Origin of the sequence: Vagococcus sp. (genome assembly GCF_036639995.1) — a bacterium.
Lineage (GTDB): Bacteria > Bacillota > Bacilli > Lactobacillales > Vagococcaceae > Vagococcus.
In genome coordinates, this window is the sequence record NZ_JAVWHO010000041.1 from 1 (window position 1) to 21,246 (window position 21,246).

26 protein-coding genes are annotated in these 21,246 nt (G+C 31.6%); 10 read left to right on the forward strand and 16 right to left on the reverse strand.

Going from position 1 to position 21,246, the window contains the following annotated elements; genetic code table 11:
- Positions 1-43: 43 nt before the first annotated feature.
- From RR554_RS09590 to RR554_RS09605, 4 genes are all read right to left on the reverse strand, one after another.
- Positions 44-700 (reverse strand): TetR/AcrR family transcriptional regulator, encoded by a 657-nt coding sequence (locus RR554_RS09590; protein WP_332467907.1) that lies wholly within the window; start codon positions 698-700, stop codon positions 44-46.
- A gap of 135 nt (positions 701-835) precedes the next feature.
- The gene (locus RR554_RS09595; RefSeq protein WP_332462619.1) at positions 836-1,285 is read right to left on the reverse strand and encodes a GNAT family N-acetyltransferase; all 450 of its coding nucleotides are present in this window, start codon (positions 1,283-1,285) and stop codon (positions 836-838) included.
- A gap of 100 nt (positions 1,286-1,385) precedes the next feature.
- Positions 1,386-2,033 (reverse strand): CatA-like O-acetyltransferase, encoded by a 648-nt coding sequence (locus RR554_RS09600; protein WP_332467908.1) that lies wholly within the window; start codon positions 2,031-2,033, stop codon positions 1,386-1,388.
- Between the two features lie 84 nt (positions 2,034-2,117).
- Positions 2,118-2,639: a GNAT family N-acetyltransferase gene (locus tag RR554_RS09605; RefSeq protein WP_332462621.1), complete on the reverse strand. Its 522-nt coding sequence runs from the start codon at positions 2,637-2,639 to the stop codon at positions 2,118-2,120.
- A gap of 202 nt (positions 2,640-2,841) precedes the next feature.
- On the opposite strand from RR554_RS09605, the gene RR554_RS09610 reads away from it, so the two are divergent.
- Positions 2,842-4,491: a phosphoenolpyruvate carboxykinase (ATP) gene (locus RR554_RS09610; RefSeq protein ID WP_332462622.1), complete on the forward strand. Its 1,650-nt coding sequence runs from the start codon at positions 2,842-2,844 to the stop codon at positions 4,489-4,491.
- Between the two features lie 57 nt (positions 4,492-4,548).
- On the opposite strand, the gene RR554_RS09615 is transcribed toward RR554_RS09610, so the two are convergent.
- The 9 genes from RR554_RS09615 to RR554_RS09655 form a co-directional block, all read right to left on the reverse strand.
- Positions 4,549-5,535 (reverse strand): ABC transporter ATP-binding protein, encoded by a 987-nt coding sequence (locus RR554_RS09615; RefSeq protein ID WP_332467909.1) that lies wholly within the window; start codon positions 5,533-5,535, stop codon positions 4,549-4,551.
- Positions 5,516-6,307, reverse strand: coding sequence for an ABC transporter permease (locus RR554_RS09620; RefSeq protein WP_332462624.1), 792 nt, complete (start codon positions 6,305-6,307; stop codon positions 5,516-5,518). The genes RR554_RS09615 and RR554_RS09620 overlap by 20 nt, the downstream gene beginning before the upstream one ends.
- Positions 6,308-6,312: 5 nt before the next feature.
- The gene (locus RR554_RS09625; protein WP_332462625.1) at positions 6,313-7,017 is read right to left on the reverse strand and encodes an ABC transporter permease; all 705 of its coding nucleotides are present in this window, start codon (positions 7,015-7,017) and stop codon (positions 6,313-6,315) included.
- Between the two features lie 244 nt (positions 7,018-7,261).
- Positions 7,262-7,819 (reverse strand): nucleotidyltransferase family protein, encoded by a 558-nt coding sequence (locus RR554_RS09630; protein WP_332462626.1) that lies wholly within the window; start codon positions 7,817-7,819, stop codon positions 7,262-7,264.
- A 4-nt stretch (positions 7,820-7,823) separates the two neighbouring features.
- Entirely contained in the window at positions 7,824-8,702 is an 879-nt protein-coding gene (locus RR554_RS09635; RefSeq protein ID WP_332467910.1) for an aminoglycoside 6-adenylyltransferase, read from the reverse strand.
- Complete coding sequence (locus tag RR554_RS09640) at positions 8,695-9,153, reverse strand: GNAT family N-acetyltransferase (protein WP_332462628.1); 459 nt, start codon at positions 9,151-9,153, stop codon at positions 8,695-8,697. Before RR554_RS09640 ends, RR554_RS09635 begins: the two co-directional genes overlap by 8 nt.
- A 17-nt stretch (positions 9,154-9,170) precedes the next feature.
- Positions 9,171-9,500, reverse strand: a complete 330-nt coding sequence (locus RR554_RS09645; RefSeq protein ID WP_332467911.1) for an inorganic pyrophosphatase — start codon at positions 9,498-9,500, stop codon at positions 9,171-9,173.
- Positions 9,501-9,516: 16 nt separating this feature from the next.
- The gene (locus tag RR554_RS09650; RefSeq protein WP_332462630.1) at positions 9,517-9,933 is read right to left on the reverse strand and encodes a hypothetical protein; all 417 of its coding nucleotides are present in this window, start codon (positions 9,931-9,933) and stop codon (positions 9,517-9,519) included.
- A 113-nt stretch (positions 9,934-10,046) separates the two neighbouring features.
- Positions 10,047-10,700 (reverse strand): cyclic nucleotide-binding domain-containing protein, encoded by a 654-nt coding sequence (locus RR554_RS09655; protein ID WP_332462631.1) that lies wholly within the window; start codon positions 10,698-10,700, stop codon positions 10,047-10,049.
- Positions 10,701-10,783: 83 nt separating this feature from the next.
- Here RR554_RS09655 and RR554_RS09660 point away from each other — a divergent pair, with 83 nt between their 5' ends.
- On the forward strand, positions 10,784-11,407 hold the full coding sequence (locus RR554_RS09660; protein WP_443081184.1) for a YczE/YyaS/YitT family protein: 624 nt from the start codon (positions 10,784-10,786) through the stop codon (positions 11,405-11,407).
- 72 nt (positions 11,408-11,479) lie between these two features.
- On the forward strand, positions 11,480-12,652 hold the full coding sequence (locus RR554_RS09665) for a DUF998 domain-containing protein (RefSeq protein WP_332462633.1): 1,173 nt from the start codon (positions 11,480-11,482) through the stop codon (positions 12,650-12,652).
- Positions 12,653-12,707: 55 nt separating this feature from the next.
- Here RR554_RS09665 and RR554_RS09670 read toward each other — a convergent pair whose 3' ends face one another.
- Positions 12,708-13,109, reverse strand: coding sequence for an effector binding domain-containing protein (locus RR554_RS09670; RefSeq protein WP_332462634.1), 402 nt, complete (start codon positions 13,107-13,109; stop codon positions 12,708-12,710).
- Positions 13,110-13,205: 96 nt separating this feature from the next.
- Between RR554_RS09670 and RR554_RS09675 the strand changes: the two genes are divergently transcribed.
- Positions 13,206-14,111, forward strand: coding sequence for a helix-turn-helix transcriptional regulator (locus tag RR554_RS09675; RefSeq protein ID WP_332467912.1), 906 nt, complete (start codon positions 13,206-13,208; stop codon positions 14,109-14,111).
- A gap of 76 nt (positions 14,112-14,187) precedes the next feature.
- On the opposite strand, the gene pbp4 is transcribed toward RR554_RS09675, so the two are convergent.
- On the reverse strand, positions 14,188-16,221 hold the full coding sequence (gene pbp4, locus RR554_RS09680; protein ID WP_332467913.1) for a penicillin-binding protein PBP4(5): 2,034 nt from the start codon (positions 16,219-16,221) through the stop codon (positions 14,188-14,190).
- A gap of 68 nt (positions 16,222-16,289) precedes the next feature.
- Entirely contained in the window at positions 16,290-17,810 is a 1,521-nt protein-coding gene (locus RR554_RS09685; protein ID WP_332462637.1) for a UDP-N-acetylmuramoyl-L-alanyl-D-glutamate--L-lysine ligase, read from the reverse strand.
- Positions 17,811-17,993: 183 nt separating this feature from the next.
- Here RR554_RS09685 and RR554_RS09690 point away from each other — a divergent pair, with 183 nt between their 5' ends.
- The 6 genes from RR554_RS09690 to RR554_RS09715 all read left to right on the forward strand — a co-directional run.
- Positions 17,994-18,269 (forward strand): hypothetical protein, encoded by a 276-nt coding sequence (locus tag RR554_RS09690; protein WP_332462638.1) that lies wholly within the window; start codon positions 17,994-17,996, stop codon positions 18,267-18,269.
- Between the two features lie 62 nt (positions 18,270-18,331).
- A complete protein-coding gene (locus RR554_RS09695; protein ID WP_332462639.1) occupies positions 18,332-18,652 on the forward strand; it encodes a hypothetical protein in 321 nt (106 codons plus the stop codon).
- A gap of 50 nt (positions 18,653-18,702) precedes the next feature.
- Entirely contained in the window at positions 18,703-19,224 is a 522-nt protein-coding gene (locus tag RR554_RS09700) for a GNAT family N-acetyltransferase (RefSeq protein ID WP_332467914.1), read from the forward strand.
- A 138-nt stretch (positions 19,225-19,362) separates the two neighbouring features.
- Positions 19,363-19,641: a hypothetical protein gene (locus RR554_RS09705; protein WP_332462641.1), complete on the forward strand. Its 279-nt coding sequence runs from the start codon at positions 19,363-19,365 to the stop codon at positions 19,639-19,641.
- Positions 19,638-20,009 (forward strand): hypothetical protein, encoded by a 372-nt coding sequence (locus RR554_RS09710; protein ID WP_332462642.1) that lies wholly within the window; start codon positions 19,638-19,640, stop codon positions 20,007-20,009. The genes RR554_RS09705 and RR554_RS09710 overlap by 4 nt, the downstream gene beginning before the upstream one ends.
- 2 nt (positions 20,010-20,011) lie before the next feature.
- The coding region (locus RR554_RS09715) for a Y-family DNA polymerase (protein WP_332467915.1) at positions 20,012-21,246 on the forward strand (1,235 nt) is incomplete at its 3' end.

The window sequence follows — 21,246 nt, forward strand, 5'->3', positions numbered from 1 at the left end:
ACAAGAACTCCAATAGTAATTCCTAGTATTTTTAACCCTTTTTTCATATGCTATCTCCTTCTTGTTCCATTATTTTTATTGAGTCAATCATTCGTTTAATAAAAACATCACTCAAAACGTCTACCCCACCCATTCTTAATAAATCACTTGCTGTATCTATCTTCTTGAAAAAGTTTTCGGCTGTCGTTACATAAAGAGCATTGATAAACCACGTACTAATAAGCAGTAATATAATTTCTGACATTTGCTCAGGTCGCTCAACTTTTGTTGAACCATCCTTGTTTCCTTCGTAGATAAATTGCGTTAGCCGATTTAAGGTCAACTCATTAACCATTTGAATGTAAATAGAATAAAAAGTTGTTTCGTTTAACAAATCGTAATACTTGATAGAGTCTTTGCGTGTCTTTTGATTAAACATTCCTTCAAATAAAGTTTCTTGTATTTTTTCAAGACCAGTTAGATCATCTCTTATTTCAATCTCTTCAAATATCTCATTTTTAGGAATAAACCGTCTGGCAACAGCCTCAATGATGTCGTCTTTTGATTTAAAGTGATGATAGACAGCACCTTTAGTTAAGCCGTCGAGTCTTTCGACAATATCGGATATGGAAGTATTTGTATAGCCTTTTTCAATGAATAAATCGGCTGCAGCATTAAGTATTAGTGTTCTTGCTTCTTTTGCGGTATATTTTTTTACCATTACCTCAACTCCTTTTTAAAAAACATTCATTCGGTATGTTTTTATAATATTTGATAACCTATCGACTGTCAACTAATTAGATTTAAAAACAGCCCGGTTTTCTCAAAGAAAAAGCTGGGCTGTTTAGTATTAGGATTAATGTTTGGTTGGTCTTGAAAAAACTGCTTCACCATAGCTGATTTCGCCAGTTTTTTTGAAGCCATGTTTTTCATATAAGTGAATAGCTTTTTCATTTTTAGGGTCAGTACTTAAGTAAATTTCATCAGGCTGCCATTTGTTTAGAATTTCATCGATGATTAATGGTAATACATGATGTCCAAATCCTTGGTTTTGTAGTTTATGGGAAATCATCAGACGACATAATTCATAGGTCCCTAAATCATGGTCTAACCCATACATTGTAAAACCAATAGGTATGTCATTATGAGTAATACCTTTGACAATCCATGTTTTTTCAAAGCACGCTTGAGCAAGTGAGTAGGCGTTTGAAGCGACATAGTTAGCCCCTTCATCTCCTGGGTGTAAAGAAACATAGTCATTCCAATTTTCTTCATTGATATCTACTAATTTCAGTTTATTCTTCATGATTTTTTTCATCTATAGCATAGTAATAAACAACCATACTGTTCTCCTCCATTAACTTACTTGCCATAATTTTAACATCATGACAAGTAAGTTTATTTATCTAGTTAGAAAATAACGTCAGATTTGTTGCTAGCTGTTGTAGTTCTTCAATGAATAGACTTGCATGATAACCATCACAAACAGCATGATGAACTTGTAATGAAACAGGTAAAATTCTCTTCTCATCTCTGATAAAATATTTACCAAAAGTAGTAATTGGTAATAAATAAGATGGATTATTGTTTATATTCAAATTAAAACCTGTGAAACTTTGCCAGGGAATCATGGAGATAGCAATTAAATTTTCTAACTTTTGCGTCTCATCAGAAGAATGATTATGAAGAAAAGCAATTTGATCTTCTAAATACTTATTATGAAATTTCTGAAAAGAGTCTGTGTTTGATAAGCATCTAGACGAAAAAGTTTTTTTATTTGGATTAAACATCGTGTAAGATGGTGCCATCTCAGACCAATAGCCTAATTCTTGATTTTTGTTAAAGGTAGTTCTAAATTCAATATGCTGATTGACTACTTTTGTTACCATAAAAATTAATGCAGGATAAAGTTTATACTCATTCTTTTTTAAATACTCATAAAGAGTAGTAATATCAAGTTCTACTGTCATACTAAAACTTGTTTGAGTTGTTATATAGTTATCAAACAGCTCTTTTCTTTCCCAATTATTGCGATCAATTAAATTAAATGTCATTTTTTTTCATCCTCCTAAATAATATGCTTATTGATATTTAGAAGGCATCCTTAACTGTTTTTACCATATTCACACTCTCCTTTTTTATTCGGTTTCTTTTTTAGAAATACCATACACTAAATGTTTTCTATTTTCTCCATTAATGTCTCTTACATATGAAAACTGATACGTCATGCCTAGTTTTTGAGCAATTTTTTCTGAGCTAATATTTTCTGGTACAAATTGAGCAATGAAAGACGTGAGGTTAAATTGACTAAAGGCATACTCTTTTAGACCTATCATTCCTTCAATCGCTAGACCCTGACCTTGAAACTCTTTTTTTACGATATAGGCAACTTCATTATAGGGCGTGTTTTCAATGGTCGTTGGAATTAACCCCATAATCCCCACGGTTTGATTGGTTTCTCTTTTTTTTACTAACCAGTAGCTATAACCATGGCTTTTATATTGAGCCGTTATTTTTTTTATCCATTGTGTTACATCATTATCGGAATATATTTTGCCCCAACCTAACAACATTAGGGTTTCATCTTGTAAAATAGTTTTTAAATCGTTAAAACTTTCTATAGTAATTTCTTCAAAATACAATCTGTCTGTTTTAAACATAGTTTCTCCCTCCTCATCCTTATGATAGTGATTTATTAGGTGTTTCCTGTTTTATCGGTTATTTTTAATTAGTATATCAAACTAGTATTAGTAAAAACAGTAAAAGAACATGAATTACTAAAATATGTTAATAATAATATTTCTGTTTATTACTAATTGTGCTAAGCTTAAACAAAGAATAATATGATTTGGAGTGATTCGGATGAGTAGCATTAACAATTATGCTGTTGATAAAATAAGAAAGAACAATCCTATTTTTTCAAATTTTAGAACAATCATAGAAACTGCCTTTTTAGGAAATAATGTCACAGAAATTACGTCTTTAAATGAGGCTTACAAACTAGCTTCTAAATCACCAGGAACAATTATTACGGATTTACCAATTTATCAACCAGAGGCTTTTGATTTACCAACAGATGCTAAAGTCTTGGTTTTTAATGATGGTAAAGTGTTTGGACGAACTGCTGTTGCTAGACGAATTATTGGACAACCTGGTGTAGATGAAACTTTTTTTGGTGGGTTGTTACGTGAAGCTGTCTATCAAGGACGCGATAAAGAGTTTTATTATGGAACAGCAGTTGTCGGTCTATCTGAGTCATTCATGGTTCAATCACATTTAATGATTCCTAAAGGTTTTGAAAATAATTTTTATTCGTATTTATTAAATTTTCAAACTTTAACCTCTGAGTTTAAAGAAATGTATGATACTTCTGAAAAATATAATGAGGGTGATATTTACGTTTACGCTGATCCGGAATGGCATCATCCTGACTTTCCACATGGTTTGGCATTATTTGATCCTGAGCATAATGTTGCAGCTATTTTAGGGTTACGCTATTTTGGTGAATTAAAAAAAGCAACGTTGTCTTTAGCTTGGGCAACAGCTCACAGAAACAATTTTATTGCTTGTCATGGTGGAGTAAAACAATATAATCTTACTAGTGGTAAGTATACAATGGCCGTTTTTGGCCTTTCTGGTTCAGGTAAATCAACAATTACCTTGTCTGATCACGATAACAAGTTTGATATGAAAGTATTACATGATGATGCTTTTATCATTAATAAAGCTACAGGAGCAACTACAGCGTTAGAGCCTAGTTATTTTGATAAAACCCAAGATTATCCAATGGGACATAAAAATATCAAGTATTTTTTAACGTGTCAAAATGTTGGTGTGACATTAGATGATAAAAAAGAAAAGGTATTAGTGACAGAAGATATTAGAAATGGTAATGGTAGAACGATTAAATCTCGCTTTGTTATTCCTAACCGAGAAAATCATTTGGCTGAAAACTTAGATAGTATTTTTTGGATTATGAAAGATGATAGCTTACCACCTGTTCTTAAGATTAACAATCCTATTTTAGCGTCTATCTTTGGCTTGACCTTAGCAACTAAACGCTCTACAGCTGAGAATGTTGTGTCTGATGTTGATCTTAATAAACTAGTTATTGAGCCATTTGCTAATCCTTTTAGATGCTATCCATTAAGTGAAGACTATCATAATTTTAAACAATTATTTGCTGATGGTAAAACGGATTGTTATATTCTCAATACAGGATTTTATCGAGGTGAAAAAGTTACCCCTAGCCAAACTCTTGGAAGCATTGAAAAAATAGTAGCTAGAGAAGCAAATTTCAAAGCTTTTGGTCCTTTAAAAGATATTGCTTATTTACCAGTCGACGGACATACACCTGATTTTGAAAATGAGGTATATGTTGAGAGCATGCTTAAAGGGATGGATAGCCGTCTTGAATTTTTAAATAACATGAATACTGAAATGGATGGTTACAATGCTTTACCGGAAGAAACTATCGAAATAATTGAAGCGCTTATTAATGAGTTGAAATGATATTACCATTCAAAAACACCTAAACAAGGAATTAATCTTCTTTGTTTAGGTGTTTTTTTATGCTTTTTTACTATAGATGCTTCTAACTACATCTTGTACACTCGTTCGAGCAACACTCATCTTATTGATATTAAAGTTAAGATACAATTGGCTTAAAATTTCTTTTTCATCATGTATCTCTTGTTGAATGGATACAGTCATTGTCTGATTTTCTAAAGAATGGTTGAGTTTTTTATCTGTTAGAAATATTTCTAAGTCATCTAATTCATGAAAATCTATTTCAAACTGGATGATTGAGTCAGTAGAAAATGTTTCTAACATTTTATCTTTAGTGTCATCATAGATAATATTACCATCTTCTATGATGATAATTCGATCACATAACAATTCGATTTCACTTAGATCATGAGTAGTTAAAATAATCGTTACATTCTCTTCTTGATTAATTAATTTTAAAGTTTTCAAAATTTTATCTTTAATCATAATATCAAGGCCAATGGTTGGTTCATCTAAATAGATTACTTTTGGAGAGTGGATTAAGGAAATGGCAATGTCTGTTAAAACTCTTTGTCCTAAAGATAAAGATCTAACTTGTTGTTCCCAAAACTTCTTAATATCCATATGTTGATCAAGCAACGATATCTGTTTTTTAAAATGATCATCACTAACTTCATAGATTTCCTTTAAAAGAGTGAAGTTATCTTCAACGGTTAAGTCCCAATTCATTTGTGTCCGTTGTCCGAAAACAACACTTATGTTTTTGGCATTAGCAATTCGTGATTCATAAGGAATAATCCCACCTACTTCACAAATTCCTTCAGTAGGTGTTAAAATCCCGGTCATCATTTTGATTGTCGTTGATTTTCCTGCTCCGTTTGTTCCAATAAAACCGACAATTTCACCTGGATAAATATCAAAATTAACTTGTTGAACCGCATGCTTAGGAGTTTTGATTGATTTAAAAAAACCTGTTTTTTTTCTTAAGTAAAATGTTTTTGAAATATTTTCTAAATGAATAATTGGTTTAGTTGCCTGCACTTTCATAACTCTGCACTCCTTTCTTCCAAATAATCGCTGCCATCAAAGCAAACGCTGTCGATACCCCAATAATAATTAATGCTGTTGGATTAACTAATTTAGAAGTAAATATCAATTCTGATGGTAAAAATGAGACAACACCAAAAGGAATGATAAAGGTTAGAAAAACTCTTACTGCAGGAGGGTAAATGGATAATGGGTATTTGGTTAAATCGCTTAAACCATAAATTGACTGTAAGACGTGAAAACTTTTTTTAATCCAAAAAGCCAGAGAAGCACAAATTGTTTTTATGGACGTATAAATAATGCAACCTGTCAAAGTGTAGATAATTGAAAGGAAAATAGAAAGCCACGGGTTAGGAAAATCAATTCCCGAAATAGCATATGCTGTAATAACTGCCCCTACAAAAATCTCACCAACTGCATCAAATTGGATTCTCTCACATATTACTTGAAAATAAGGACTAACAGGACGTACTAAATATCTATCTAACTCTCCTTTTACGACACTTTTTTTAGCGAATAACCACAGATAGTCACTGTAGAGATGATCAAGTCCTCGTGGAATTTGAGAAAAACCGTAAATGAAGAGTATTTGATGATAATTATACCCATTAACTTCAGGGATTCGCCCAAAAGTGACTTTTAAAAATAAAAGAGATGACACTTGAATGGCCAAAAAAGCAATGAAGCCAACAACAAAATTAGCTGTTGACATTTTAAGAATTTTAAATGAATTTTTTAAATAAATAAAATATAGCTTGATATATCGTTTCATAACTGTCACCCTCCGTTAATGGTAATTGTTTTGATCGAGTGACGCCATAACACTAGGCATAACATAATAAAAACAGCTAACCAAATGACTTGTGTAATTAAACTTGAAATAATGTCACCTGTTGTTAATTTTCCTAGAAATACCATTGTTGGAAAATAAGTCAGATAAGAAAAAGGTGATTTTAAAAAGATATTTCGAATGGATTCTGGTAACATAACTAGTGGGAAAAGTGCTCCCGATAATAAACGTATAAAGGTTCCTTTAAAGAGTAAAAATCCCCATGAATAGTTAAGGTAAAAGGCTGAATATCCAAATAATAAGTTAGTACAAAACATTAAGCCCATGCTAATTATAATGATTAATAGAAACAATAAGGCTCTGATAATAGCGGTTAGAAAAGACGTTTGAATACTTAAATATGCTATAACTCCGATCATAGTAGGAATACTGATTAATAAGATACTAACAGTTGAACTAGCTAAGCCTTGAAAGAATAGTTTATAAATATACGATACAGGCCGTATTAACTCATACGAAAGATTGCCGTCTTGAATATCACCAGCAATTTGGTAATCATTATTTAGTTCCATAAATTGAGTAGCAATAGTGGATATAATTGTATAAAGAATAATTTCTTGATAACTTAAACCTTCTATCACCCCGTTCCCTGTAGATGAATAGACAAGTCGCCAAATAAAGAGAACGGCCATTAATTGAATCACACCTGATAATAAATAAGATAAAAAATTAATTCGATATTTAGCTTCTTCTTTTTAAAAAAAATGGTAATAAGCCATCCCTTTTTTCATTAATACACCTCCATTTTGTTTATAACCTTTTTTATTCTAAATAAAAAACGCTTTCAACACAAGGTGTTACCGTTAACAAAAAAGACTACCTCTTATTTTTCGAAAAAATTAGAAGTAGTTCTTTTGTTAATGGTAAGTGCCTTTTTCAATCTGGTAAAACTATTTTAAGGTGTGGCCATTGTTTTTGCCATTCTTTTGTAGTGACACGTTTGATATAGACTTCTTTTCTTTCGAGGTTCTCTAAGAAAAATGGTGTTGGCTGTACAATGAAATGTGTAAAATCATACGTTCCATAGGGCATGAATAATTCAACTTCATTAGTCATATTTAATCTTGCTCCTATTGCGGTACATTGTTCTGGAAATTTAGAGATAGCATCTCTTGAGTTTAGGTAAGGTTTTGCATCAGGATTGTGATAATGCATGTAAACTTGATTTTTTAATTCCCAATCGTAATCAGGATATGCTTTTTTTAGTGCTGTTTCCATTAAACAAGTTTCCTCATATGAAATTGATTGGTCGTAGAAAATAACATCGACATCTGTTATCAACTCTGCATTTTGATTGGAAAACGTATGCCATAGAAAGTTTCGAAGAGTCCCTGCACAAAGCCAACAATCAGGTAAGTTTAAACTATCAATAATTGTCAAAATTGTCATCAAGTCACTATCATTTGAAATGAGTTTCCGGATTTCTTTATCCATTCTTTCACGCTCTCTTGAACATTTTAGCTAAATCATTTTGATTTTTACTAATCAGGTACTTATACGGGATGTGTTTGTATTCATCTAATGTGGCTGTATCAAGTTGAGAAAAATCATCAAAAAGAGTAACTGAGGTGTCCTCATAAAGTGCTATCATCTCTAATAATGCGTCATAAATTTGTTTTTGGCTTCCTACATTAAACAAAGACATCACGCAAGAGTGTTCTTTCTTTGTAAGATATTTCAAAAGAGCAGTAAACTCTTTCCCGTAATTTTTATCCCAACCTTCTTTAGAGGCAATGCCCCATATCATTAGTTGGAATAGCTCTTTGCGTGCTAAATCTAAGTAAAATTCAGAAAGTAGCAGTTGATTTCTAAGTGTCGCCTTTAAAATATTAGGAAATAACCACCAAAATTCAGTGATGGAAAATAAGACATCTTTTTCTGTAGGTTGTTCTAGCCAATAATCTGTATCGCTAGGGACAATATGTGTCTGAATCAGCTTATCTTTATCGGCTATTATTTTTGTTAGCGAATCTTCTTTTAAATAACTATCAAGCTGACTTAGAGCTAGAAATTGAAAATCAATTCTTAAGCCGCTAACGTATTGAACCAAATAGACGTATCCATCTCCATGTAACAGTTCATTTGGTGATTTAGGGTCACTTTCTGGTTCTGTTTGAATCAATATGTCTCCAAAAATATCTAAAAAGGAAGAATCATTAATGTATTTAGAGAAGTCAGTTGAAAAAAATACAACATCATAGTCCTTAAAAATGTCATCAGGAATAGTTGAATTAACTTTTGAGCCATTCATGCTGAAAACTCTTAAATCCTCATTGGCTTCAAAAAATTGAGTCAGCTTCTCCATTGTATTAGTCATTTTGTTGTTTCTCCTTTGTCATATAATAATTTAAAAAAGCTTCACCTCGTAATTTAGCCGTGTTTTCTTTAATGACGTGATACCCCATTTTTTCAAAAAAAGGTAAAGCAGTAATCGAGGCGTACAGGCTGTATTGAGCAACGTTGATTTGCTCTTCTAAATAAGTCAGTAGATGTTTACCTATACGTTGTTGCTGAAAATTGTGGTGGACAAATAAGCGATCTAAAAAACCACTGGATGTCATATCAGAGAAGCCGACGATCTCTTCTTTGATAATGGCAACAATGGCGACATGATTAATCAGGCTTTTATCCCAATAGTTTGAATCAATATCAGCCCAAGCTTTTATTTGATTTTTAGAATAATCTTTGCTGTTGGTCAATTGAATAGTTTGTTTGATAAGAGTAATAACATTCAGCTTGTCTTCAGGTTGATAAGCTCTAATTTCCATAGTTTTCTCCTAACGAGTTAGTCTAGTAAATACACCGTAGAGTCAAAATATTGCTCTATAAAATTTGTTGAGTCTACGATTTCTTTTTCAGTATATTCTTTATCATTAGAGCGCACAACCCATTTGTCCTCAACGTCATTCTTTCTAACGATAATTGCTATTACCTCGCCATTGATGGTGTGTGTAGTGATTGGAGAGTCTGACAGGATATAAGCGTCTTGCCACTCCCCGTCTTTAGCAAGAATTCCTTTAACATAACCGTAGTTAATAGGATAATAATTTTTATGACTATCAATATAACCTATGGGACGATCAATCGTCACTGTAACATTAAATTTTTTAATCATAAAAAAACCTTCTTTCTTATTTAGCTACAATAATACGATTTAAACTTGAAGAATCTTCCGATGATAACTTATGGTAAATTCCCTCGATCCCTAGTAAAAGTTCGTTTTCACCAGACATTTTTATCTGATAAGTAACTGTTTTTATCTCAGTATTATTTGTTTTAAAAAGATAGTTGAATTGAAAATCTGGGTCAGTTTCAGTAGTTGTTTCATCATTTTCATTTTGTTCTGTTTTTTCAGTAATATGTTTTATTGTTTCAATGTCTGCCTTTTTAGTGATTTTTTGATGGGTTTCATATGTTTTATTTTTGGAATCATATTTCTCAACATTAATTCCAACGATTCTAATCGAGGCGTCATTTTTTTGGCAACCAGTAGTGACTATTAAGAGAGAAACAAGTAGAGTAAAAGGAATCAAAAATTTTTTAAACATATAAATACCTCCATAAATGTTCTTTAACTTAATTATACACGATTTTTTTTAACGTTTAACTCAAATTAAAAATAGATAATCTAATTTTAAGATTATCTACTCCTTTTATGTATTTAAACTGATTCAAGAAACGTTTTTATTTTTTCTTGGTTAATCATATAATGGTTGCTTTTCTTTTCCACCATACCTTCATCTTTTAGTTGTTTAAAGGTATGCATGAAATGGCGATAACTAACACCAAGATATTCCGCAATTTCTGTATGTTTCTCATGGTACTCATCATTAACGGCAATCTCTATTAATAATTTAGCGAGTCGAACTTTAACTTCTTGGGTTTGCTGTTCTTTAAAATGGTCCATACGAAGTAAGAGTTTTGTGCCAATATAGTGAGATAAATAAAAAAGAAAGTCATTGTTTGTAATTAACATCTCTTCAACTATCTTAATAGGAATACCTAAGCAGATTGTTTTCCCCATCGCAATGACATCTTTAATCTCATCTTCAGCCTGTATGACGGTTAAATCACCAATTAAATCATCAACAGCTAAAAATTGCAGAATAATTCGTTTTCCATTGTCTTGAGTGGCGACAACTTTCGCTCTTCCTTTGATAATGAAATAGAGATGATTGAGATGCCCTCCTTCTTTTGTAATGAACTCTCCATTATCAAAAGTTAGAATATGAGAATGATTTAAAATTTCTAGTGTAACACCAGGAATTTGTTGGTTAAACTGAAGGTGTGATAAAGGGTAAATTACTTTTTCCATAGTTATTCTCCTAAAGTGTGCTATATCTCATACTAACATTTTTTTAGATCCTGTACTATAGGTATCAGAAAGGGATGAAGAAAATGAAACAATTACTTAAATCAATTATTTATTACTTAGTGAGTGCCATAGGAATTTCTTTAACTATTAAAGCTAATGTGGGTGTGAGTAGTTTCAACTCGCTAAACGTCTCTGTTGCTAATTTATTCTCAATTCAAATTGGAACAGTCACAACTCTTTTAAATGTGAGTTTTTTACTAGCCTGTATTATTTTAGATAAAGAACGAAAATTTTCAAACTATTTATTGATGTTAGTTGCTGTTATGAGTTTTGGGGAAGTTATCAATGTTGTTTACTATCATTTATTCAGTCAATTTACGATTAATTCTTATATTGTTAATTTATTGGTCTTTCTTTTAGGAGTATTTATCGCAGGGTTTGGTACTGGACAAGTCTTACGCTTGAGTTTACTAAAATTTCCAATTGAATCATTTTGTCAACTTCTTACCGAAAAAACATCTCATAAATTTTCTACATACCGTTATGGTGTAGATATAGTATGTGTTAGTTTATCACTAATTTTATCATTAAGTTTTTCTTTACCTGTTGTTGTTAGGGAAGGAACGATTATCAGTTTATTCTTACTATCAGGTGTTATTAATTGGTCTAAAAATTTATCTTTCACACCAAATATAGCAAAGATTTAGACTTGTATCACATAAGGCAATATGAGATTATGAACAGTGAAATCTTGTTTTATGTGAATAGGAGTTATTAGGATGAAAGACACGGAGTATCAGGTTAATTTACCCGAAGAACTTGTTGAAGAATTAGAGATCGCAGATCAGGACACTCTCTTCTTAAAAGCGGAGAATCAGCGAATTATTATTGAACGAAAGAAAAAACCTTTTGAAATTCAAGAAATATCATTAAGATGGTTTTTACTTCCAGTTATTATTAGTAGTCTCCTCTTCTTTGTTTCATTTTTTTATGAAAATCATTACCAAATACCTATGACTGGCGAGCTATCAATAGCTAGTGCTGTTTCCATCTTAGGCTTATTGAGTGGAAGTATTTCATTTATTGTGTTTTTCATTAAAGAAAAGAAAAACGATAAGAATAGTAACTTAGAAGGCATTCATTGGCGAAATGTGCCAACTGTTATTTTTTCTTACATTGTGATGTTACTACTAATTATTTTAAGTTTCTTTTGGTTAATTGATATGATTTTTGAAGGTGCGAGTTTTGATATCTACACAGCAACGGTGATTTTCTTTATTTTTACAGCAGTTATCAATTATTTAATGATATATTCAGCACTTAGTTTTACTTCATCTATGCTAGTTAATTTGCTGATTTTTGTTATTGTTGGTGGTGTGTTCTTTGCCATGCTAACGAACAGTCAAAGTCGTTGGTGGCAACATAATTTTAGCTTTTTAGGAACTAATGAAGCCGTCAATAGTTGGCAATTTAATTTTACGTTAATGCTATCAGCATTACTAATGGTTGCTCTAATCGATTATTTGTTTGTTAATTTAAAGAAAAATAATTTTTCTGGCTATCCATTATTGGTTCTTCGTGTGTTGCTGACTCTTGTTGCTGTGTCACTAGGTGGTGTGGGCTTCTTTCCTAACAATGGTCAAGGGCAACTTCATATTCTACATACTCGAGCTGCTAATCTACTTGTCTTATTAATTGTGGTATTAATTATTGGTATCAAATGGCTATTGCCAAAAGTAACTAAAGAGTTTTTACTTATATCTTATGGTATTGCTGCTGCATTAATTGTGGCTAATTTTTTATTTCAACGTGTTGGTTATTTTTCCTTAACAGTCTTTGAATTAATCGCGTTTGTTTTAGCCTTTAGTTGGATTTTATTGCTACTGCAACACATTCAGAAACTAACAACAACGTCTGATGCAATCTATGAAATTACCATTAAAAAAATTTAAAAACATCCCGATAAAATTAGTTATTAACAACAACTTGATTTTATCGGGATGTTTATTAATTTACAGCAACGAAAATACTAATATCTCCATTAGGGCTGTATTGTTCGAAATCAAAAGTGTAAACTCGTTTGATTTTTTCATTTTCCTCATCTGACCAAATACTACGCCAAGTGTTTATTACACCAAGCTCATCCTTGATATCTACTTTATATTCTTTCCACGTGTATTTTGAGGTATCAAGAAGACCGTTTATGTTGTCTTCCTTACATATAGAAACAGAATAATCACCTTTGTAGTTTGATTCGTAATTATGATAAATACAGGCAATCTTTAAGCCTTTCTTCATGAATATCTCAATATCTGCTGTATTTTTTTCCCATAATGATATTATTTTCCTTTGAATATCAGGGTCATTAAAGTTATTGGTTCTCTTAGTATCTAATAGTGTAAATTTCATGCTAAAAACCTCCTAATTGGTATGACTTCATGATACGATAGAAACCCTGACATCCTATGTCATCATTTATAAAATAAAAATATCGGAGAAATTATCATGAGTACAGAACGATTATTTGGAATCATTTATTTTCTTTTAAATAATAAAAAAGCAACAACAACAGAATTAGCTAGTTTATTTGAAGTATCAACAAGAACCATTCACCGAGACATCAATAAACTTAGTTCGCTTGGCATTCCAATCTACACTGAACCAGGCCGAAATGGCGGAATTTATCTGTTAAACAATTTCATTCTTGATAAAGTTTTGTTATCAAAGGAAGAACAAGACAATCTTTTATTGGCCCTTAAAGGAACCAGAAAAATAAATCCCGAAATTAGTGATCAATCCTTTTCTAAGTTACATTCTCTATTTAATCAGTCATTTGATGATTGGTTAGAAGTTGATTTTTCTAGGTGGCACACTGACATGTCAAAAGATGACCAACCTTTCGAACTAATTAAAACAAGTATATTAAACAGAAATGAGCTAACGTTTACTTATATTAGTGCTAAAGGAACACTTGAAAGTAGACGTTGTCAGCCGTATCGATTAGTTTTTAAATCGCAATCTTGGTATGTTCAAGCATTTTGTTTGTCGAGAAATGCATTTAGAATGTTTAAAGTAAACCGTATGAGTTCAATTAAGAAGACAGATCAATTATTTTCAAAAATAGAAAGACCAGATTCTCTTAAAATAACTTCATCAGGGGCAACGGTTTCTATGACTCTAGAATTTTCGAAAGAAATATTTTACAGAGTTTATGATGAATTCGATCATGATAGTATTACTCTAAAAAATAGTGATGTAGTCATTGTAAAAACAGAACTTCCTGATGAAGACTGGTTAATTAGGTACCTTTTATCATTTGGAAAACACATTAAAATCTTAAGTCCAGATAGTATCAAAGGGAAAATAGCTGAAGAATTAAAAATTATGAGCTCTAATATTTTAGCTGATTAAATGAAAAAAGGAGAATTAAAGTAAAATAATGATTACTTCAATTCTCCTTTTTTTGGTTGACATAAAATTATTATACCTATTTAAGTTGTTGGATAAATTCTTTATTTTTTTCTACAGCTGAAGTGTCTTTTGCATTTTCAATCATACTAATGACTAAATATTTACTTTCAGAAGCATCAAAAGCTAAAATAAAGCTATTTTCTTGTCCTTTTGTATCCTGTTTTTCTTTAATCTCGGCTGTTCCTGTTTTAGCAGCTATTTTTTCATCTCCAGAAGCTAGTGTGTGAGCTGTTCCTTCTGGATTATCAACAGTTTGAACTAGGGCTTCTTTTACCTGATTGGCAGCTGTTTTAGAAATAATGTTATCTTGTTTTTTCACATTCTCTGTTTGAACAAGTTGTGGGTAGACTAAAGTTCCATTATTAGCAAATACAGAGTACATTGTTGCTTGCTGTATTGGATTAATTAGTAATTGCCCTTGACCATAAGCTGTATCAGCTAATAAAATATCCGATTTAATTTCGTCATTACTAATTTGTGCTGGTGTCATTGGGATACTAACATTCATTTTTTCACCAAACGGGAATTTTTTAAGCCCAGCTAAATATTTTTTACTTCCCATTTCTAAAGCTTCTTGGGCAAAATAAATATTATCCGAGTGAATTAATGCTGAATTCATATTAACACTTGGCACATCAGATACACGAGTGACTTGATACCCACCCCAAGAACTATCTTTTTGCCATTTTAAACCAGATATTTCTCTTGTTTTATCAGGCGTTGTTACTTTTTCGTCAATCCCAATGGCAGCTGTGATGGCTTTAAAAGTTGAGCCTGGTGCATACCCTACACCAAAACGAGCTAAGAAAGGTGTTAATTTATTGTTAGCATATGTATCATATTCTTTTTGAGAAACACCTAGTATAAAGTGATTTGGGTCATATGAAGGAGAACTCACAACAGCTTTTAATTTTCCAGTTGTAGGTTCAGTAACAACTGTTGAGCCTGGCAAACCATCAAGAGCTTTATACGCCCCTTCTTGAAGGGTATTATCAATAGTTAATTGAACGTCTTTACCGTTTTGTTTTTTCTCTTCGATAATAGTTACGCGGTAGTCACCATCTTTATCCATGATATCAATTTTTCCACCTGTTTTTCCGCGAAGTTTTTCATCTAATTGTTGTTCTAAACCAGTTTTTCCAGTATCTTCAAAACCCGCTAGTCCACTATCTTTTTCAATTTCTTCAGCAGTTACTTTACCAGTATATCCGACCAGTTGTGCTGCTGCTTCTTTTAAAGGATAAAAACGTTTTGATACAGAAATACTTGTGATACCAGGTGCTTCATATTTCTCAAGCGCCTCTTCAAAGCTAACGGTTTTAATTGGAACAAATGAATCTTCCTTAACCCATGCTTGGTCCAGTAAAGTATTTAATTCCTTCGTGCTTAAATCAAATTTTTTACTAATCGTTTCAAGATTTTTAGCCTTATCATCCCCTTTTCCTAATTTTTCTGGAATGATTCCAAATTGAGGATAATCATGAGCTGTTGCCAAGGGTCTATTGTTACTATCTAATATATCTCCTCTTTTTGGTGATTCTGTATTCATAAATACTTTATCCCCTTTTTTCATCTCTGGAAAAATAAAGGAATAGTTCCAATTGATATGATATTTCCCCTCTTCTTTTAATAACTCACCCTTGTATGTTTCTTTTTCTAATTTACCTAGAGGAGTTGTCATATCAACTAATAATTCAAATTTATTATCTTTTAAAACATTGATTTTTCCTTTAATGCCTGTAATATTTAACCCATTAAATACAGCATCGTATTTCTCAATAACTTGATCTTTATCTAAGTCTTGCTTTTTTATAGAATCGTTAGAAAGTGTTTGACTTAACTTTTTAAAGTCCTTTTTTTCAAATGAAGTGATAAAGGCATTTAATGTTTCTTCTTGAAGATTTTCATCATGTTTTTGATACGCCCAATAACTACCTGTACCGATAAGTAAAACGGCGACAATGCTTGAGCTTATTATGATAATTTTTTTATTTTTGTTAGTGGTGGCTTTTTTTTGAGTAACTCTCTTTTTTCTTTTTTTCTTTTCCATCTTAAGTAACATCCTCCTAAGTTTAATAGAAAAAAAGGCAGAAACATCTTCTTCCTTTTTTCTGATAACTATTTGTTTAATGATGCAATATATTTTTCAGCAGCGACTGAATCTCCTATATAATCTGTATCTACGCCATTTATTTTTTGATATTTATCTTGACCTTTACCAGCCAAAATAACAGAATCTTTTTCAGTTGCTATGTCTAAGGCATGGTTAATCGCCTCTACTCGGTCAACAATAACAATTTGTTCAACATGCTCATTAGTAATAGCTTGGCAAATTTCACTAGCTATTTTTTTAGGATCTTCAGAAGCAGGATCATCAGAGGTTAAAATGGCAATATCTGTTAATTCAGATAGCACTTGCCCAAAATCTGCTCTTCTAGAGATAGCTTTTTCTCCAGTACTGCCTATAACAGTTATAATCTTACCTTCAGGATGAGCTTCTTTAGCAAAAGTTAAGAGATTTTTTAAACTTAAATAGTTGTGAGCGTAATCAATAAAAATACTCGCTCCATTTGGATGTTTTAAATGCTCCATTCTTCCAGGAACTAACGCTTCTTTTAAACCATGCTGCCCATTTTTTTGACTTGCACCTGCAAGTGTGGTCGTTATTAAACTAGCTAATGCATTGTCTTTATTAAAATCTCCCATAAGGCGAATACTATAGTCTCCTAAGAGGTTTAGTGGGTCTTTTGACGAATTAACTGTAAAATTAAGTAAATCATTAGGTTGTTTGCTCCAAGTATAATCAGCATCTATATTATCACTACTATAAGAATAGTAAGGAACACCTCTTGCTTCAGTCATCTCTTTTAATAAAGGATAATCTTTTGTATCTGCATTTAAAACCATTTGTTTTGAGTTTTCAATTAATTGTCTCTTACAATAATAGTAATCATCAAAAGTCGGATGCTCAATTGGGCTAATGTGATCAGGTGAAATATTTAAAAAGATCCCTACATCAAAAGTTAAACCGTATACACGCTGTAATTTGTAGGCTTGAGAAGAAACTTCCATAATTAAATGTGTCATATTATTTTCAACTGCTTCATGCATCATCCGATATAAGTCTAGTGACTCTGGTGTTGTTAAGGCAGATTTAAAATAATTAATGCCATCTAGTGTTGTATTCATCGTTGAAAACATTGCTGTTTTATGACTAGTATAATCATCTAATATAAATTTAGTGAAATAAGCAGCTGTTGTTTTTCCTTTAGTACCAGTGAATCCGATAACAGTCAGTTTTTCCTGTGGCAACTCATAAAAATGCATGCTAATAAGTGCCATTGCTTTACGAATGTCAGTTACGATAATACCTAGCTTACTTGATACCTCGTAAGGTGTTTCTGACATGTAGATTGCTAATCCTTCATTAATTGCTTTTTCAAGGTATTCTTCTTTAAAATTTAATCCTTTGCAAAAAAATAAAGTATCGGTAGTCACTTTTCTTGAATCATAAGATAAGGCATTTAATAGTTGATCTTCAACAGGTAAATTATAGAACCAGTTATTTTGATGAACAAACTCTTTTAATAAATTTTCTTTTTTTAGTAAGTCTTCTATTTTTCTTAATGTAATCGTCATTTTCAACATCCTTATTGGTTAGTGATTGCTTGTAAGACAAACAATCCTGTGTAAGGTAAATCGCTCTTCCCTTTTTCTCATAGGGACATCATATCATTTTTTTCGTGAATTTCGTACCAATTAGGACATTAAATCTTCAATTTTTAACTTTATATTGATGGTGTATGGGAAAGGGATGATGGAATGAAACGAATGATTTCATTACTACTTAAATTGGGAGCTGTTTTTTTAGCATGCTATCTATTTTTAACACCAGAAGGTTCTGTTCGATTTGCTGTTCTTAGATCAGGAAATATACAATTAGCTATGTCTTCTGATGTAACAAAACTATCAACAGAAGGAAACTACACAATTTATCAGTTAGACCAAACTATTGAAAATAAAACTGGAACAATGGCTTATTATCAAACGAAAAATAAATCAGTTGTTTATTGGAGCAAGCCATTAGAGTATTCTTAATTTTTTGTTCCCTTTACAAAAAGAACGTACGTTTGTATAATGTTTTTGGAGGGGCAAAAAGAATGATAAAATTAAATGACATTTTAACGAGTAAAGATGTAGAAGTGATAACTCAGAAGTTGCATTACATAACGTTCTTATGGCAATGTTCTGATGAAGAATACTTTGTTCGTATTTTATTTGATAAAGAGGTTCATGTGTCTGTTTCTAAAAATAATGAGTCAAAACGCTGGACATTTCTTGATAAAATGAATATAAAAAAATTACAGGATTTATTATTTGATAAACAAATGACTGTCAAATTCTCTGAAGGAGAACATACGTTTTATATGCAAAGTGTTCCCTCAACAACAAAAAATACAAACATCCTAAATTTTAGATGATGTTTGTTTTTTTGATATACTGGTCACAATAAATAAAAAGGAGATTCACAATGACTATACGACCTATTAATAAAAATGATGATACGTATGTATTGCCTTTGATCGTTTCAGCGTTTGAAGAAACTGAATTTGGTTATCAAGGTGAAGCTGAGTTAGTTAAAAAAATTAGACAAAATATTACTTATAATAATGAATTAGAATTAGTTTATGAGATGGATAAAAAAATAGTCGGATATGGTCTACTTAGCACATGTTGGGTTAAAAATGATAAGCAATCATTCACAGGTTTAGCTTTGGCACCTTTAGCAGTTCATAAAGGCTATCAAAGACAAGGGATTGGTGGAAAATTGATAAAGGAGTTGGAAAGAACAGCTATCGGGCTGGGTTATACCTTTATTGTTATTTTAGGACATCCTAAGTATTATTCTAGATTTGGCTATCAACCAACTAGCCATTATGGTGTTTCCTCCCCTTTTGATGTGCCAGAAGAATTTTTTATGATGAAAGAACTTCAAAAAGATGGATTATCTCAAGTTATGGGAACTGTTTATTATTCCGAAGCGTTTAATTAAAGTAATTATTTTAATAGCCAGGTATTCTTAGAAGCAAAGAGATTTGCTTCTTTTTTATTGTTATTTTTTTATGTTCCCCTTTACAATAAGAACTAATGTTCGTATAATTTATTTATAAAATATATGGGGTGATGATTAATGAAGAAAAATTTAATAGGTGTTGTTGATAAAATTAAGCTTCTGACACTATTTCCTGATATGTTACTTCGTTTTACTTTACTTGTTGATGAAGGTAAAATTAACTGTTTAGTCGTAAATAAAGAAATTTGTCATGAGTTATTATTTTTAAATAATGGTGAAAATGAGGTGGCTTTATTTGGTCATTACAATTCGAGACAACAATTAATTGTTGAAAAATTAGTAATCAGACAATCAAAAAACAGACCACATGATTTACTTGAGAGGTGCGGTGCATGATTAAATTAAATCATTACTATTCTGAAAGAGGCATTCAAAAATATATGGGCTTCTATTTATCAGAACATACTCGTGAAATTGAATTAGAGCGAAAAAAAAATAGTCGTGTTAATTTTGGTTTAGAAATAATGACAACAAAAGAAATTTCTGAGATTATCGAAATCGCATTAATAAAAGATTTGCCGGTAATTATTCAGCCAAATATTAAAGCAATAGATGGCCGTGGTTTTGATGATAACATTATTGGGAAAATTATTGGATTTAATGGTGACTTACTCTATGTTGGTAACCTTTGTATCAGTATCAATCTCATTAGACATATTACAATTTCTGAAAGTACTAAATGGTATGTTAGAGATGAGGCGTAATTATGTTTGGCGATACAGAACAATATTTTGATTACCAAGAAGAAAAAGTAGATGAGATTCTTTGTATTGATATGAAATCTTTTTACGCTTCGGTTGAATGTGTTGAAAGAGGTTGGGATCCTATGGCAACTCTTCTTGTAGTAATGAGCGGTGGTGATTCTCCGGGAGGGCTTGCGCTTGCCTCCTCCCCTATGGCTAAAGAAGTTTTAGGAATTAGCAATGTGACGAGAAATTTTGAGATTCCCTACCATAAAGATTTGAAACTAGTTCCTCCAAGAATGAATCTATACATCAAAAAGAATATGGAAATTAATAATATTTTTAAACGGTATGTTGCAGAAGAAGACATTTTGATTTATTCCATTGATGAGACGTTTGTTCGCGTCAAAGCTTCTTGCAAACTGTTTAATATGACACCTTACCAATTTGCTAAAACTTTTAAACGTGTGATTAAAGAAGAAACGAAATTACCTTGTACAATTGGCATTGGGGATAATATGTTGTTAAGCAAATTGGCGCTAGATAACGGCGCTAAGCATACCTCTAATATGATTGCTACATGGCGATATCAAGATGTTCCAGAAACTGTTTGGAAAATAAAAAATATGACAGATTTTTGGGGAATTAATCGGCGAACAGAGAAGCGATTGAATAATAAAGGAATTTACAGTATTTATGATTTGGCTCATTATGATTTCTTCAGAATAAAGGAATCGATGGGAATTATTGGGCAACAATTGGTGGCTCATGCTTGGGGAATTGATCGAACAGATATCTCTGAGCGATACCAACCTAAGTCTAAAAGTATCGGTAACAGTCAGGTGTTGTTGAAAGACTATGTTAACGTAAATGAAACACGAATTGTTTTAAGAGAGATGGCAGAACAAGTTGCAACACGAATTAGAAAGAGACATTTGCAAACCGGTTGTGTCCATCTCTCTATTGCGTATTCCAAGAACGATATGGCTTCAGGATTTAGCCGTCAGATAACTGTGCCAAAAACAAATTCTTCAAAAGAACTTGCAGGTCATTGCCTCTATCTTTTTAATAAATTCTATACAGGAGGCGCTATTCGTCATATTGGGATTAATTATTCTAAATTAACACCAGATACTTCTTTGCAGTTGAATTTATTTGAATCGGCTGATGATACAGTAAATGATTATTGTTTAGATGAGACCATTGATCAAATTAGGAGTCAGTATGGATTCGATGCTATTTATCATGCTAGTAGTAA

Coding starts and splice junctions, on each gene's coding strand:
- RR554_RS09625 (WP_332462625.1), bottom strand. CDS start 7,017: ATGGCCGTTCTCTTTATTTGGCGACTTGTCTATTCATCTACAGGGAAC.
- RR554_RS09710 (WP_332462642.1), top strand. CDS start 19,638: ATGATTAAATTAAATCATTACTATTCTGAAAGAGGCATTCAAAAATAT.
- RR554_RS09675 (WP_332467912.1), top strand. CDS start 13,206: ATGAGTACAGAACGATTATTTGGAATCATTTATTTTCTTTTAAATAAT.
- RR554_RS09640 (WP_332462628.1), bottom strand. CDS start 9,153: ATGGAAATTAGAGCTTATCAACCTGAAGACAAGCTGAATGTTATTACT.
- RR554_RS09695 (WP_332462639.1), top strand. CDS start 18,332: ATGATAAAATTAAATGACATTTTAACGAGTAAAGATGTAGAAGTGATA.
- RR554_RS09670 (WP_332462634.1), bottom strand. CDS start 13,109: ATGAAATTTACACTATTAGATACTAAGAGAACCAATAACTTTAATGAC.
- RR554_RS09665 (WP_332462633.1), top strand. CDS start 11,480: ATGAAAGACACGGAGTATCAGGTTAATTTACCCGAAGAACTTGTTGAA.
- pbp4 (WP_332467913.1), bottom strand. CDS start 16,221: ATGGAAAAGAAAAAAAGAAAAAAGAGAGTTACTCAAAAAAAAGCCACC.
- RR554_RS09605 (WP_332462621.1), bottom strand. CDS start 2,639: ATGTTTAAAACAGACAGATTGTATTTTGAAGAAATTACTATAGAAAGT.
- RR554_RS09600 (WP_332467908.1), bottom strand. CDS start 2,033: ATGACATTTAATTTAATTGATCGCAATAATTGGGAAAGAAAAGAGCTG.
- RR554_RS09700 (WP_332467914.1), top strand. CDS start 18,703: ATGACTATACGACCTATTAATAAAAATGATGATACGTATGTATTGCCT.
- RR554_RS09630 (WP_332462626.1), bottom strand. CDS start 7,819: ATGGATAAAGAAATCCGGAAACTCATTTCAAATGATAGTGACTTGATG.
- RR554_RS09590 (WP_332467907.1), bottom strand. CDS start 700: ATGGTAAAAAAATATACCGCAAAAGAAGCAAGAACACTAATACTTAAT.
- RR554_RS09615 (WP_332467909.1), bottom strand. CDS start 5,535: ATGAAAGTGCAGGCAACTAAACCAATTATTCATTTAGAAAATATTTCA.
- RR554_RS09690 (WP_332462638.1), top strand. CDS start 17,994: ATGAAACGAATGATTTCATTACTACTTAAATTGGGAGCTGTTTTTTTA.
- RR554_RS09635 (WP_332467910.1), bottom strand. CDS start 8,702: ATGACTAATACAATGGAGAAGCTGACTCAATTTTTTGAAGCCAATGAG.
- RR554_RS09655 (WP_332462631.1), bottom strand. CDS start 10,700: ATGGAAAAAGTAATTTACCCTTTATCACACCTTCAGTTTAACCAACAA.
- RR554_RS09650 (WP_332462630.1), bottom strand. CDS start 9,933: ATGTTTAAAAAATTTTTGATTCCTTTTACTCTACTTGTTTCTCTCTTA.
- RR554_RS09705 (WP_332462641.1), top strand. CDS start 19,363: ATGAAGAAAAATTTAATAGGTGTTGTTGATAAAATTAAGCTTCTGACA.
- RR554_RS09660 (WP_443081184.1), top strand. CDS start 10,784: ATGAAACAATTACTTAAATCAATTATTTATTACTTAGTGAGTGCCATA.
- RR554_RS09620 (WP_332462624.1), bottom strand. CDS start 6,307: ATGAAACGATATATCAAGCTATATTTTATTTATTTAAAAAATTCATTT.
- RR554_RS09645 (WP_332467911.1), bottom strand. CDS start 9,500: ATGATTAAAAAATTTAATGTTACAGTGACGATTGATCGTCCCATAGGT.
- RR554_RS09610 (WP_332462622.1), top strand. CDS start 2,842: ATGAGTAGCATTAACAATTATGCTGTTGATAAAATAAGAAAGAACAAT.
- RR554_RS09595 (WP_332462619.1), bottom strand. CDS start 1,285: ATGAAGAATAAACTGAAATTAGTAGATATCAATGAAGAAAATTGGAAT.
- RR554_RS09685 (WP_332462637.1), bottom strand. CDS start 17,810: ATGACGATTACATTAAGAAAAATAGAAGACTTACTAAAAAAAGAAAAT.